Consider the following 14,551-nt stretch of genomic DNA (forward strand, 5'->3'; position numbering starts at 1 on the left):
AACCCGCACACTTGGCTCACCGATACCCTCTCCAGGCTGGCCGCTGGCTATCCAGCAATCGCAGTGGGCGACCTCATGCCATGGATCGCCGTGGTCTGAGCACATCGCTTACGAAGCACTTGTGGGTCTTTGGAGCTTGTTCCCAGATCTGCTTGATTTCGGCATCCAGCAGCCACCGGTCGCGCGGCTTGACAGGAAGCGGCGTTTCCATGCCCTCCATTGGGCTGTGCAGTATGTCACCTCGGCTTACCGCCCATTTGAACAGGTGCCGAAGGACAGCAAACACATTGCGCTTATTCGCGGTCTGCTCCTCCGGCATGCGATCGAAGACAGCTACCACATCGGATCGCGTGATTGTCGGCAACGGCTTATTGCCTAGTACTGGCTTGAGGTGGAGCCGGATGGAGCGGTTGACCAAGGTCTTCCAGCCCTTGCCTTTGCACGCAGCGCTGAACGTATCGGCATATTTCGAGAAGGCGAGATCCACTGCCTCCCGGCGTCGCTTCTTGTCTTCCTCCATCGGGTCGATGCCGCGCGCGACGAGAATGAGAAGGCGGATGGCCTCTTCGCGGGCTGTGGCAGGCGTCCAGGGCGAACCATTGGTGCCGATGGTATAACGGCGTGTCGGCGATTCACGGCCACCCATGCGAAACTGGATAACGTAGGATGCAGCACCGGACGCTGCGACCCTCACCCCGAACCCCTTGAGATCTTCATCCCAAAGGAAGCCGGTCATCCCGCTCGATTGGAACGCATCAAGCGTTCGTTTGCTGATCCTGCCGGTCGCCATTGCAATACCTTGTGTACCGCAAAAGTAAGCACCGTGCAATCACCGTGGCGGAAATCGCCGGATAGCGTGGCGTGCAATATCGTATATAACTATATGAATTTCAAAGATTCACAAAAATAAGCCATTGACCTATTTCCGCCTCCAACGGAAGTGCCAGACCTCATGCCCGTAAACGGTGCGCGCCTTGTTCTCGTAGCGGGTTTCGGGCCAGCCGCCGGGGCGCTTCTGGAAATCGAGCGGCTTTTCGCACTGCCATTCGAACTGATCGGTGTGGCGCTGCATCACCATCAGCGCGTGGCGCAGGTACACCGCGTGATCGGTGCCGAAGCGGAATTCGCCGCCGGGCTTCAGCTTGGCCGCGAACAGGTTGACCGGGCCGTCGTTCATCATCCGCCGCTTGGCGTGGCGCGCCTTGGGCCAGGGATCGGGATGGAGCAGGTAGAGGAAAGAGAGCGCGCCGTCAGGGATGCGCGCCAGCACTTCGAGCGCATCGCCGTGGTGGATGCGCACGTTGCCGAGTGGCTGGCGCGCGCCGTTATCGCCGCTGACATGGACCAGTGCCTGCGCCACGCCGTTGACGAAGGGTTCCGCGCCGATGAAGCCGTGATCGGGCAGCATGTCGGCCCGCGCCGCCATATGCTCGCCGCCGCCGAAGCCGATCTCGAAATGCAGCGTGCAGGGGTGGCCGAACAGCGCCTCGGCGGTCACCTCGCCCTCGGCCGGGACCGCGATCCGCGGCAGCAGGGTGTCGACCAGCGCCTGCTGCCCGGCGCGCAGCGGCTTGCCCTTGGCGCGCCCGTAGAGGCGGTTCAGCGTGGTCGGATCGCCGGATTTGTAGGCTGTCATGGCGGCTTCTCGGTGAAAAAATGGCCAGTGGCAGCGAAGGAGTCGAGAATCAATAACTGTGGCTTCGCGGCGACTACGTAGATTGTCTGAAAATGATTCTACGGAAGGTGCCGGGGAACCCTCGCCCTCAACAGCGCAATGAGCTCGTCGTCCATGAATTCGTAGTCATCCGGGATATCGAGACAGATGACGCGCGCGGTCTTCAGGGCGTTGCGAAAACGCTTCTGCACCTTGTTGCGATGCGTCTTCTCCATGACGAAGACGATATCGGCCCATTCGACCAGCTCTGCGGTAAGCGGATTTTCGGCGTCGGAGTTGGTCCCTGCCGACGCTACTTCAATGGATGGATGTTCTGCGAAGATATGTTCGGCAGTGGGACTTCTTAGTTTGTTTTGAGAGCACACGAAAAGAACATTCTTCATGCGCGACTCATCGCATAACCGCTCGCCTCGGGCAACGCGCCCCACGCAAAAACGGCCCGCCCCGAGGGGCAGGCCGCAGAATATCGCTTGAAGGAAGGGGCGATCAGGCCGCCTCGACCGCCTCTTCCGGATCGCGGAGCACATAGCCGCGGCCCCACACGGTCTCGATATAGTTGGCACCGCCGCAGGCATGCGCGAGCTTCTTGCGCAGCTTGCAGATGAACACGTCGATGATCTTGAGTTCCGGCTCGTCCATCCCGCCATAAAGGTGGTTGAGGAACATTTCCTTGGTCAGCGTGGTGCCCTTGCGCAGCGAGAGCAGTTCCAGCATCGCGTATTCCTTGCCGGTCAGGTGGACGCGGGCGCTATCGACTTCGACCGTTTTGGCATCGAGGTTGACGATCAGCTTGCCGGTGCGGATGACCGATTGCGAATGGCCCTTGCTGCGGCGGACCACGGCATGGATGCGCGCGATCAGTTCTTCGCGGTGGAAGGGCTTGGTCACGTAATCGTCGGCACCGAAGCCGAACGAGCGGACCTTGGAGTCCATTTCGGAGATGCCGGAGAGGATCAGGACCGGGGTCTGGACCTTGGCGACGCGCAGCTTCTTGAGCACATCGTACCCGTGCATGTCGGGCAGGTTGAGGTCCAGAAGGATGATATCGTAATCATACAGCTTGCCGAGATCCAGGCCTTCTTCGCCCAGGTCGGTGGAATAGACATTGAAACCTTCAGCAGTCAGCATGAGCTCGATGGCCCGCGCAGTCGTCGGTTCGTCCTCGATCAACAGCACTCGCATTGGGTATCCCCCTTCTGTGCCCCAGCATCCGCGAGGCTAATTGTGCCTAAACGGACATTGCCGTGTATTAACCATATGAGCTATGAAGGTTAAAGGTTAATTTGCCGTAAACGCCTGCCTTTGGGCGATATTTGCGCAGAACTATGGAAAATGCCTAGGGAGCGTTCCCTAGTGAACTTTCCGGTCAGGGAATCGGCGCGGGGACCGGGACTTCGCCGAAACCGCGCAGCCGCGACGGGGCCCCGGCGTCGGCGCGCGGGCGGGCGGTACGGCTGGTTAACGGCTGTTCGATCCGCTTGATATAGCTCCACAAACCGCACTGCAGCCCGATCAGCATCAGCACGAAGGGCTGGAACGCGATGCCGACGAAGCCCGAGCCGATCAGGTAAACCACCTGCCCCAGTTGCAACGACACCGCCATCGGTGCCACCCAGGCCTCATCCGGGCCGGTCCGTTTGCGCCAGCGCCGGCGGATGATTTCCATCTGCAGAAGGCCGGTGAGCTGGAGCAGCAGCCACAATCCCAGCCCCGGGAAGCCCTGTTCGCCCAGCATCTCGAAATAGCTGGAGTGATAGGCGCGGCCCTGTTCCTCCACCTCGCCGGTGGTGACCGTGGTGGTGGAGCCGACCGTCTGGGCCACCACCGTCTCGTATTTCACGACCGCGCTTTGATAGGCGTAGAAGCCGCCGCCCATCGGGTGGTCCTTGGCGTATTGCCAGGTCCATTTCCACATCGCCAGCCGGGTTCCGGCCGATTGGTCGGACTGGTGGTTCTGGATCGTGCCCATGCGATCCATGAAGGCCTTGGGCAGAAACGGCACCGCGACCACCAGGCCCGCCGCCATCACGCCCGCGATCAGGAAGCGGTGCTTGGCGGTGCGCAGATACAGCATGCAAAGGATCGCCAGGCAGACGAGACCGGTGCGCGCCTGGGTGCCGACCGGGATCAGCGCGCAGGCGAAAATCAGGGCTGCGGCAAAGGTCCAGACGCGCCAGTCGCTCGGGAAGATCGTGCCGTAGCGCGCCAGCCAGACCACGATCGGGATGATCGCGATGGCCACCGCCGAGATGATCGATCCTTCGAACAGGCCGCTGTTGCTATCGACGAAGATGCGCAGGCTGCCGTAACCGCCGCCGCCCGCCGCCGTCTTCAGTCCGCCGTCGATGATCAGCGCGCTGGCCGCCAGCACCATGACCAGGGCGACCGCCTCCAGCCGCAACCGGGTGCGCAGCGTCAGCGGCAGGAAGATGGCGAACAGCAGCGCCTTCCACACCCACGACCATTTTTCCGGTGCGTCGAGCGGGTAGGCGGCGGTCAGCGTGGTATAGCCGCAGTAGAGCAGCAGGGCGAGGAGCAGGCCCTGACGCATGGTGAAGCGCGCGTCGCGCTTGTCGTCCATCAGCAGCCATCCCAGGAACGCCGCGCCGAAAGCGATCAGCGAGACCGGGATGTGCGAGAGGATGCCCCAAGAGATGACCTGCGGCTGGACGATATCGACGTAGAGATAGAGCAGAACCCACACGAACGGCCGCTTGAAGCCGGCCGCCAGGAGGAGCAGGAAGAAGGCGGTAAAGCCCAGGTCAATCATCGCCCGATGCCTCCGCATCGCCGGGCCCGCGCATGTCGGGGGCGCGGCCGTGCAGCCGGCGCGGCGGGGGGCCGTCGTCGTAATAGAGGTCGTCGCGCCACATCAGCCGCCAGACCGCCAGGGCAAGCAGCCCGTGGCTGATGGCAAGGGCGAGGATGTCGATCATGGCTTGCGGCGATAGCACCGCCAAGTTGACGCGGCGTTAAGCGTTACCCGCTAGGAACAAGGCCCATGACGCGCGTGCTCCATGTCCTCGACCATTCCCTGCCGATCCACAGCGGCTATACCTTCCGCACCCGCGCGATCCTCAAGGCGCAGGAAGGCATGGGCTATGAAGTGCGCGGGGTCACCGGCCCGCGCTACAACGAGGCGGGCGACGGCGCTGCCGCCGAAGTGCACGACGGTCTGCTGTTCCACCGCACCGCCGGGGCTGTTTCCGGCCCCGCAGGCCTGCGCGAATGGCGCGAGATTGCCCTGTTTGCGCGCGGTATCGAGAAAGTGGTTCAGGATTGGCGGCCCGACGTGCTGCACGCGCATTCGCCGGTGCTGGGCGGGCAGGCCGCGCTGAAGGTGGCGCGCAAGCTCGGCATACCGCTGGTCTATGAAATCCGGGCCTTCTGGGAAGACGCCGCGGTCGGCAACGGCACCGGCAGCGAGGGTTCGCTCAAATACCGGCTGATCCGAGCGCTGGAAACGCATGTCGTGCGCGAAGCCGACGCGGTGGTGACGATCTGCGACGGGCTGCGCGCCGATCTGGTCGGGCGCGGGGTTCCGGCGAGCAAGATCACGATCATGCCGAACGGCGTCGATCTGGCGCTGTTCGGCAAGCCGGCCGCGCGCGAGGCGGGCCTGGCGCGCGAGCTGGGGTTCGAGATTGACGGCCGGCGCTGCCCGGTGATCGGTTTCATCGGCAGCTTCTACGATTACGAGGGACTGGACGACCTGATCGCGGGGATGCCGGCGCTGATCGCCCGCCAGCCCGATGCGCGGCTGCTGATGGTCGGCGGCGGGCCGATGGAGGCGGCGCTGCGGGCGCAGGCCGAGGCTTCGCCAGCGGCAAATGCCATCCGCTTCATCGGCCGGGTCCCGCACCACGAGGTGGACCGCTATTATGCGCTCGCCGATGTGATGGCCTATCCGCGCAAGAAAAGCCGCCTGACCGATCTGGTCACCCCGCTCAAGCCGCTGGAGGCGATGGCGCAGGGCAAGCTCGTCGCCGCCAGCAACGTCGGCGGTCACCGCGAACTGATGACCGATGGCGAGACCGGGGTGCTGTTCGCTCCCGATAACCCCGCCGCCTGCGCCGATGCGCTGGCCCGGTTGCTCGAAGCGCGCGATTCGTGGGATGGTTACCGCCGAAATGGGCGCAATCACGTAGAATCGCGCCATGACTGGGCGCAGAATGGCTGGCGTTATCAAGACGTTTACCAAAGCTTGATACGAACGGGGCATCAAGCCGGGCTTGGCGCGGCGGCCTGACCGTCCGCGCCCCACAGCCCGCAATGAAAAACAGGACGGATATCTTGGGCCACAAGACGCAAAGCCAGTTCACCGGCGGCCAGACGAAAGCGCAGTCCGGTAGCCAGCCGATCAGCCAGCATCCGCTGTTCCCCGCGATCGTCGCGCTGTGGTTCGGCGCTGCCTTCGGCCTTGCCAGCCTTGCCATCCGGCCCTCGCTGATCGAACACGCGGTGGTTGCCGGCGGGATCGACAAGATCATCCCGATGGCCGCGCCGCCGCTGGGCACCACCACCCGCATCCTGATCTCGCTGGCGATGACCGCGCTGGGCGGTGTGATCGGCAGCCTGGCCGCGCGCCGGCTGGCTCGCCCTGCCGATGCGCCCCAGGCACGCCGCCGTGGCCCCGCAGCGGAACCGATCGAGGATCGCGCCGAGCCGGAAGCGCCCGTCGCCCCGCGCACGTTCGGCGCATCGCGCCGCCGCGCGCTGGCGCTGCACGAAGATAACACCAATCATCCGGTGTCCGATCATGCGCCGCTGCCGGGGCAGCAGGCCCGCATCCTGAACCTTGCCGAATTCGATCTGGACGGGTTCGAGGATGCTGCCGCCCAGGCTTCGGACGTGGTGGTCGATGCTCCCGCGCCTGCGCCCGAGCCCGAGGCCTTCGAAGCGCCGGCCTTTACGCCGCCGACATTCACGCCCCCGGCTTTCGTTCCGCCAGCACCTGTCGTGACGGAACCGACCCCGGCCTTCGTCGGTCGCGACCGCGATGACGATGCTTCGGCTGACCAGTTCACCCCGCGCGAAACCGCGCCCGCGCTCAAGGTGCTGGAAAACCGCCTGTTCCAGACCTACGCCCGTGAGATCAAGGCCCGCGCCGATGATGGTGCGCGCGCCCGCAGCGCGCCGCTGTTCGGTGCACCTGTCCCGGTCGTCACGCCCGGCTTCGATCTGCTGCCGCGCATCGGCCTTGGCGAATGGGGCGAGGAAACCGAAGAGACCGCGCCGGTCGCCGACCACGCCGCCGAACCGCAGCCGCTGTTCGCACCGCCTGCGGCGATCAAAGACAGCCCCGTAGCTTTCGCCGATGAAGCCCCGGCGGTCGACCCTGCGCCGCATTTTGACCAGGCTCCGCAGTTTGACCATGCCCCCGCTTACGAACCGGATACGGCTTGGGCTGCGGCTCCCGATCCGATCGAGCCGAACGCGCCTGAAGCCGACGTATTCGCGGCACCCGCATGCGAAGCGGCCGAACAATCCGGCCCTTCTGCGGCCGACCGGATCGCCCACGCCGAGCTGGATGCCCTGTCGCACGTGGAGCTGCTGGAGCGGTTGGCGCTGGCGATGGAACAGCAGCGCCGTCTTGCCGCCGCTGCCCGTGAGGCGGTGGTGGAACCGGCTCCGGTCGAAGCGGCTGCGCCCGAATTCGCGCCACCGGCAGTCGCCCCGTTTGAAGGCGCGCCGTTTGCGGCCGCTCCTTTCGAAGCAGCCCCGTTCGAAGCCGCTGCCCCCCAGTTCGATTCCCCCCAGTTCAACGGCCCGGAGATGGTCGCTGACCCGCTCCCGAACGAAGCGCCGGCCTTCGACGCTGCGCCCGAGCCGGCGTTCGACGAGCCCGCGCCGTTTGTTCGTCCGCAATTGCCCCAGGCGATGCGTCCGCTTGCGTTCGACGAGCCCGAAGACGATGAAGCGCTTCCCGGATACCACCCGCCCCGCCATATCCTGCGCGCGCCCGATGCCTTTGCCGTAGAGCCAGTGACGGCAAACGAACCGGACCAGCCCGATGCGGCCGACGATATCAGCGGGCAGGATGAGGATGTGCTGGAAGCCGGCTATTCTTCGCTGCTCGACCTGTCGCGCCCGGCGGCCGACAAGCCCCGTTTCGTGCGGATCGAGGAGCCCGAGAGCGTCGCCATCGAACCGGTGGTGATCTTCCCCGGCGAAGGCGCGATGTCGCCGCCGCCGTTCGCCAGCCCCTCGCCCGCCTACAGCGATGCACCCTCGCCGATCACGGATGCCCAGCGCTCGTTCGACCGGCCGGGATCGGGCACCGGCCCGGCCACTCCGGCAGACACCGAAAAGGCGCTGCGGGCGGCACTGGCCACGCTGCAGCGGATGAGCGGAGCGGCCTGACCTCCGCACATCCGGCGGCACCGGCCGCCTTCGCACCTGCACCATAACCGCAACCTGCTTCACCCGTCCGGCCCTTGCGCTGGGCGGGTGAAGTGCTTTTTGCACCTGCAACAGCGATAGCATCTGCGGCGGGCCGGGGTGAACACGGGCTGGACTTGTTAAGGATTCGTTCCTTCGCGGTTGCAAACACGGCGCGCAATCGGCAAGGGGAATTTGGGGTCACTTCGTCAATGAGCGCGCGCGCGATTCGCGCGTACCTCCCCTTGCGAAGGGGGCTCCGGCAAATGTCAGGACGGATGTTTATCGATGGGATTTCCTAAGCCCCAGGGCCTTTACGATGCGCGCAACGAACATGATTCCTGCGGTGTGGGCTTTGTCGCCCATATCAAGGGCGAAAAAACCCACGCCATCATTACCCAGGCACTGGAAATCCTGAAAAATATCGACCATCGCGGCGCGGTGGGTGCCGACCCGCTGCTTGGCGATGGTGCCGGCATTCTCACCCAGTTGCCCGATGCGCTGTTCCGCACCTGGGCCGCCGGTGCCGGCGTGAACCTGCCCGCCGCCGGTGACTATGCGGTCGCCATGTGCTTCCTCCCGCAGGACGAGGCGGCGCGCGATTTCGTCGTCGCCAAATTCGAAAAGTTCATCAAGAAGGAAGGCCAGTCCCTGCTCGGCTGGCGCGATGTGCCGGTCACGCTGGATGGCCTGGGCAAGACCGTCATCGGTTCGATGCCGGTGATCCGCCAGTGCTTCGTCGGCCGGGGTGAGAACTGCGCCGATCAGGACGCCTTCGAACGCAAGCTGCTGGCGATCCGCAAGCAGACGCAGAACCCGCTCGATGCGCTGGCCGTGAAGCACGATCTGCCCGGCCTCACCGAGCTGTACATGCCCAGCTTCTCCAGCCGGACCATCGTCTACAAGGGCCTGCTGCTGGCGACCCAGGTCGGCTCGTTCTACGACGATCTGCGCAACCCCGCGTTCGTCTCCGCGCTCGGCCTCGTTCACCAGCGCTTCTCGACCAACACCTTCCCGAGCTGGAAGCTGGCGCACCCGTTCCGTTTCATGGCCCACAACGGTGAGATCAACACCGTTCGCGGCAATGTGAACTGGATGAACGCCCGCCGCCGCACCATGGAAAGCGAGCTGCTGGGTTCCGACCTTGACAAGATGTGGCCGCTGATCCCGCATGGCCAGTCGGACACCGCCTGCCTCGACAATGCGTTCGAACTGCTGCTGGCCGGTGGTTACAGCCTCGCCCATGCGATGATGGTGCTGATCCCCGAAGCCTGGGCCGGCAACCCGCTGATGAGCGCCGAACGCCGCGCGTTCTACGAATACCACGCCGCGCTGATGGAGCCATGGGACGGCCCGGCCGCCGTGGCCTTCACCGACGGCCGCCAGATCGGCGCCACGCTGGACCGCAACGGCCTGCGCCCCGCGCGCTTCCTCGTCACGGACGATGACCTGTGCGTGATGGCATCCGAGAGCGGCGTGCTGCCGATCAAGGAAGACAACATCGTGCGCAAGTGGCGTCTCCAGCCCGGCCGCATGCTGCTGATCGACTTCGAGCAGGGCCGGATCATCGAGGATGAGGAAATCAAGGCCCAGCTCGCCGAAGCCGAACCTTACGAGGAATGGCTGGCCAAGGCGCAGTACAACCTCAAGGACCTCGACGTGATCGAGCCGGAGCTGGCCGAGCTGCCGCAGCCGACCGGCACGCTGCTCGATCGCCAGCAGGCCTTCGGCTATACTCAGGAAGACGTGACCCGCTTCCTCGAACCGATGGCGGTCGAGGCTGACGATCCGATCGGGTCGATGGGTACCGACACGCCGATCCCGGTGCTGTCGAGCAAGTCGCGCCTGCTCTACGACTATTTCAAGCAGAACTTCGCGCAGGTCACCAACCCGCCGATCGACCCAATCCGCGAGGAACTGGTGATGTCGCTGGTGTCGATGATCGGCCCGCGCCCGAACCTGCTCGGCCATGACGCGGGCAGTCACAAGCGCCTTGAAGTCAGCCAGCCGATCCTGACGGATGAGGACGTCGCCAAGATCCGTTCGGTCGAAGCGGCGCTGGACGGGGCTTTCCGTACCGCCACCATCGACATGACCTGGGACGCCGCCGCTGGTGCCGAAGGCCTGGAACTGGCGATCAAGGAGATGTGCTGGGCCGCCACCGAAGCGGTGCTGGCCGACAAGAACATCCTGATCCTGTCCGACCGGGCGCAGGGCCCCGATCGCATCCCGATGCCGGCGCTGCTGGCGACCGCCGCCGTCCATCACCACCTCGTCCGCCAGGGCCTGCGCATGCAGACCGGGCTGGTCGTGGAAACCGGCGAAGCGCGGGAAGTCCAGCACTTCTGCGCGCTGGCCGGCTATGGTGCCGAAGCGATCAACCCTTATGTCGCGTTCGAGACGATCGAAGCCTCGCGCGTCAAGAAGGACCTGCCGGTTTCGGCGGAGCAGGCGCGCAAGAACTATATCTATGCCATCGGCAAGGGCATCCGGAAGGTCATGTCCAAGATGGGCATTTCCACCTATCAGTCCTACTGCGGTGCGCAGATTTTCGATGCGGTGGGCCTGTCCACGGCGTTCGTCGAGGCGTACTTCACCGGCACTGCCACCACCATCGAAGGTGCCGGCCTGGCCGAAATCGCCGAGGAAACCGTGCGCCGCCATGCGGCCGCCTATGGTGACAACCCGATCTACGCCAACATGCTCGATGTCGGCGGCATCTATGGGCAGCGCATCCGGGGCGAGGAACACGCCTGGACCAGCACCAACATCGGCCTGCTCCAGCACGCCGTGCGCGGAAACGTGCCGGAAAAGTACAAGGAATTCGCCCAGACCATCAACGATCAGTCGGCCCGCATGCTGACAATCCGCGGCCTGATGGATTTCGTGCCCGCCGAAACGCCGCTGTCGATCGACGAGGTCGAACCGGCGAGCGAGATCGTCAAGCGCTTCGCCACCGGCGCGATGAGCTACGGCTCGATAAGCTGGGAAGCGCACACCACGCTGGCCGCGGCGATGAACCAGATCGGCGGCAAGTCGAACACCGGCGAAGGCGGCGAAGATCCCGCGCGGTTCCAGCCGACGGCGGATGGCCGCAATCTGCGCTCGGCGATCAAGCAGGTCGCTTCGGGCCGGTTCGGCGTCACCACCGAATACCTCGTCAATGCCGACGATATCCAGATCAAGATGGCGCAGGGCGCGAAGCCCGGCGAGGGCGGCCAGCTTCCCGGCCACAAGGTCGACAAGATCATCGGCAAGACTCGCCACTCCACCCCCGGTGTTGGCCTGATCTCGCCGCCGCCGCACCACGACATCTACTCGATCGAAGACCTCGCGCAGCTCATTCACGATCTCAAGAACGTGAACCCGGTCGCGCGCATCTCGGTCAAGCTGGTGTCCGAAGTGGGCGTGGGCACGGTGGCGGCGGGCGTCTCCAAGGCGCGCGCCGATCACGTCACGATCTCGGGTTACGAAGGCGGCACCGGCGCTTCGCCGCTGACCAGCCTGACACACGCGGGCAGCCCGTGGGAAATCGGCCTTGCCGAAACCCAGCAGACGTTGATCCTCAACAACCTGCGCAGCCGCATCGCGGTGCAGGCGGACGGCGGCATCCGCACCGGACGCGACGTCGCGATCGCCGCGCTGCTCGGCGCGGACGAGTTCGGCTTCGCCACCGCGCCGCTGATCGCCGCCGGCTGCATCATGATGCGCAAGTGCCACCTCAACACCTGCCCGGTCGGCGTCGCCACGCAGGACCCGGTGCTGCGCGCGCGCTTCACCGGCCAGCCGGAACACGTGATCAACTACTTCTTCTTCGTTGCCGAGGAACTGCGCGCGATCATGGCGGAACTGGGCTTCCGCACCATCGCCGAGATGACCGGCCGGGTTGACCGGCTCGACATGAAGAAGGCGATCACCCACTGGAAGGCCAAGGGCGTCGATCTGTCGAAGATCCTCTACCAGGCCCCGCTGGGTGACAGCCCCTCGCTCAACTGGACCCAGACCCAGACCCACGGGCTGGAGAACGCGCTCGACAATGCGCTGATCGATGCCGCCAAGGACGCCATCGCCAAGGGCGAGCCGGTGCGCATCGAAAAGCCGATCATCAACGTCAACCGCACCGTCGGCGCGATGCTGTCGGGCGAGGTGGCCAAGGTTCATGGCCATGCCGGCCTGCCGGACAACACCATCCACGTGACGCTGACCGGGGTTGCCGGGCAGAGCTTCGGTGCCTGGCTGGCCCACGGGGTCACCCTGGACCTGACCGGCGATGCCAACGATTATGTCGGCAAGGGCCTGTCGGGCGGCCGCGTGATCGTGCGCCAGCCGACCCATGTCGATCGCGAGCCGACCGAGAACATCATCGTCGGCAACACCGTCCTCTATGGCGCGATCTCCGGCGAGGCGTTTTTCAACGGCGTCGGTGGCGAGCGGTTCGCCGTGCGCAATTCGGGCGCGATCGCGGTTGTCGAAGGCTGCGGCGATCACGGCTGCGAATACATGACCGGCGGCGTCGTCTGCGTGCTGGGCAAGACCGGGCGCAACTTCGCGGCGGGCATGTCGGGCGGGATCGCCTATGTCTACGACCCCGACGGCACCTTCGATGCCCTGTGCAACAAGGCGATGGTCGATCTGGTCCGCTTCACGGCGGACGCCGACGAGGAAGAGGGCACCGGCCGTCCGCAGCAGCGCACCGCCAGCGTCACTGACCTCGGCATGGGCGACATGCTGCGCCACGATGCCGAACGGCTGCGCATCCTGCTCGAACGGCACAAGCTGCACACCGGATCAAAGCGGGCGGCGGCGCTGCTCGATGACTGGGCCGGCACCGTGGCCAAGTTCGTCAAGGTGATGCCGCGCGACTACGCCAAGGCGCTCAAGCAGATGGAAGCCGAGCGTAACGCCGCCGCCTCCGTCGCCGCTGAATAATTCAAGGATCGCAATCAAGATGGGCAAGGAAACCGGCTTCCTCGAGCACGACCGCCACGACCGCAAGTACGGTCCGGTCGCCGACCGCCTCCAGAACTACAAGGAGTTCGTGATCCCGCTGGCGGCTGACGCCCTCAAGGATCAGGCCTCGCGCTGCATGAACTGCGGCGTGCCGCACTGCCACACCGGCTGTCCGGTCAACAACATGATCCCGGACTGGAACCACCTGGTCTACGAGGATGATTTCCGCAACGCGCTGGAAGTCCTCCACTCGACCAACAACTTCCCCGAGTTCACCGGCCGCATCTGCCCCGCCCCGTGCGAGGCGGCGTGCACGCTCAACATCATCGACCAGCCGGTCACCATCAAGACGGTCGAATGCGCCATCGTCGACAAGGGGTGGCAGGAAGGCTGGATCACCCCGCGCCCCGCCAAGGGCAAGACCGGCAAGTCGGTCGCCGTGGTCGGCTCCGGCCCCGCCGGCATGGCCTGTGCCCAGCAACTGGCGCGCGCCGGCCATTCGGTGACGGTGTTCGAGAAGAACGACCGGGTGGGCGGGCTGCTGCGCTACGGCATTCCCGACTTCAAGATGGAAAAGCACCTCATCAACCGCCGCGCGGCGCAGATGGAAGCCGAAGGCGTGGTGTTCAAGACCAGCGTCGAAGTGGGCGTCCACGTCTCGGTCGATTCGCTGAAAGAGAATTTCGACGCGATCGTGCTGGCCGGCGGTGCAGAGGAAGCGCGCCGGCTCGATATTCCGGGTTCCGAGCTGCCGGGCGTGCGGCTGGCGATGGAATTCCTGATGCAGCAGAACAAGCGCAACGCCGGCGACGATGAACTGCGCGCCGCCCCGCGCGGTTCGTTGACCGCCACCGGGAAGCACGTCATCGTCATCGGCGGCGGCGATACCGGGTCGGACTGCGTCGGCACCTCCAACCGCCAGGGCGCGGCATCGGTCACCCAGCTCGAAATCATGCCCAAGCCGCCGGTCATGGAAGACAAGGCGCTGTCCTGGCCGTTCTGGCCGCTCAAGCTGCGCACCTCGTCCAGCCACGAGGAAGGTGCGACCCGGGACTGGGCCGTGCTGACCAAGCGCGTGGTGGGTGACAACGACGTCAAGGGTCTCGAATGCGCCCGGGTCGAGTGGAAGGACGGCAAGATGGTCGAAGTCGCCGGCAGCGAATTCACGCTGCAGGCGGACCTTATCCTGCTGGCGATGGGCTTCACCGGTCCGCGCAAGGTCGGCCTGCTCGATCAGGCGGCGGTCGATCTCGATCCGCGTGGCAACATCAAGGCCAATACCGAAAAGTACCAGACCAGCGACGAGGCGATCTTCGCCTGTGGCGATATGCGTCGCGGCCAGAGCCTGGTTGTCTGGGCGATCCGCGAGGGTCGCCAGTGCGCCCGTTCCGTGGACGAGGCGCTGATGGGGGTCACCGAACTCCCGCGCTGATCGCGCGACCATCGAACCGGAACGAGAGGGGCGGGCCACAATCCGCCCCTTTTCTTTGCGGGCCGTAAACCGCCCGGTCCGGCAATTCACCTGTCCGCCATTGGGGCGTCCTT

Annotated in this window: 11 protein-coding genes; 5 read left to right on the forward strand and 6 right to left on the reverse strand. The window is 65.2% G+C overall.

What is annotated here, in order from left to right; translation table 11 throughout:
- The first annotated feature begins 36 nt into the window (after positions 1 to 36).
- Positions 37 to 99: a hypothetical protein gene (locus IE122_RS18295; protein WP_229813699.1), complete on the forward strand. Its 63-nt coding sequence runs from the start codon at positions 37 to 39 to the stop codon at positions 97 to 99.
- On the opposite strand, the gene IE122_RS00010 is transcribed toward IE122_RS18295, so the two are convergent.
- The 6 genes from IE122_RS00010 to IE122_RS00035 form a co-directional block, all read right to left on the reverse strand.
- Positions 74 to 829: an Arm DNA-binding domain-containing protein gene (locus IE122_RS00010; RefSeq protein WP_229813590.1), complete on the reverse strand. Its 756-nt coding sequence runs from the start codon at positions 827 to 829 to the stop codon at positions 74 to 76. The genes IE122_RS18295 and IE122_RS00010 overlap by 26 nt on opposite strands.
- A 90-nt stretch (positions 830 to 919) precedes the next feature.
- A complete protein-coding gene (trmB, locus tag IE122_RS00015) occupies positions 920 to 1,636 on the reverse strand; it encodes a tRNA (guanine(46)-N(7))-methyltransferase TrmB (protein WP_189619051.1) in 717 nt (238 codons plus the stop codon).
- Positions 1,637 to 1,734: 98 nt separating this feature from the next.
- On the reverse strand, positions 1,735 to 2,058 hold the full coding sequence (locus IE122_RS00020) for a low molecular weight protein tyrosine phosphatase family protein (RefSeq protein ID WP_189619052.1): 324 nt from the start codon (positions 2,056 to 2,058) through the stop codon (positions 1,735 to 1,737).
- A 103-nt stretch (positions 2,059 to 2,161) separates the two neighbouring features.
- Positions 2,162 to 2,857, reverse strand: coding sequence for a response regulator transcription factor CtrA (gene ctrA / locus IE122_RS00025; protein ID WP_189619053.1), 696 nt, complete (start codon positions 2,855 to 2,857; stop codon positions 2,162 to 2,164).
- A gap of 184 nt (positions 2,858 to 3,041) precedes the next feature.
- Positions 3,042 to 4,445 carry a putative O-glycosylation ligase, exosortase A system-associated gene (locus IE122_RS00030; protein ID WP_189619054.1) on the reverse strand — a complete coding sequence of 468 codons (1,404 nt, stop codon included), beginning with the start codon at positions 4,443 to 4,445 and terminating at the stop codon, positions 3,042 to 3,044.
- The gene (locus IE122_RS00035; protein ID WP_189619055.1) at positions 4,438 to 4,611 is read right to left on the reverse strand and encodes a hypothetical protein; all 174 of its coding nucleotides are present in this window, start codon (positions 4,609 to 4,611) and stop codon (positions 4,438 to 4,440) included. Before IE122_RS00035 ends, IE122_RS00030 begins: the two co-directional genes overlap by 8 nt.
- A 65-nt stretch (positions 4,612 to 4,676) precedes the next feature.
- On the opposite strand from IE122_RS00035, the gene IE122_RS00040 reads away from it, so the two are divergent.
- From IE122_RS00040 to IE122_RS00055, 4 genes are all read left to right on the forward strand, one after another.
- Positions 4,677 to 5,924, forward strand: coding sequence for a TIGR04063 family PEP-CTERM/XrtA system glycosyltransferase (locus IE122_RS00040; protein WP_189619056.1), 1,248 nt, complete (start codon positions 4,677 to 4,679; stop codon positions 5,922 to 5,924).
- Positions 5,925 to 5,968: 44 nt separating this feature from the next.
- Positions 5,969 to 8,038 carry a hypothetical protein gene (locus IE122_RS00045; protein ID WP_229813591.1) on the forward strand — a complete coding sequence of 690 codons (2,070 nt, stop codon included), beginning with the start codon at positions 5,969 to 5,971 and terminating at the stop codon, positions 8,036 to 8,038.
- A gap of 306 nt (positions 8,039 to 8,344) precedes the next feature.
- Complete coding sequence (gene gltB, locus IE122_RS00050; RefSeq protein ID WP_189619058.1) at positions 8,345 to 12,985, forward strand: glutamate synthase large subunit; 4,641 nt, start codon at positions 8,345 to 8,347, stop codon at positions 12,983 to 12,985.
- Positions 12,986 to 13,004: 19 nt separating this feature from the next.
- Positions 13,005 to 14,438 (forward strand): glutamate synthase subunit beta, encoded by a 1,434-nt coding sequence (locus tag IE122_RS00055; RefSeq protein ID WP_189619059.1) that lies wholly within the window; start codon positions 13,005 to 13,007, stop codon positions 14,436 to 14,438.
- Positions 14,439 to 14,551: the final 113 nt, after the last annotated feature.

The sequence above is a fragment of the Novosphingobium colocasiae genome, assembly GCF_014652555.1.
Taxonomy (GTDB): domain Bacteria; phylum Pseudomonadota; class Alphaproteobacteria; order Sphingomonadales; family Sphingomonadaceae; genus Novosphingobium; species Novosphingobium colocasiae.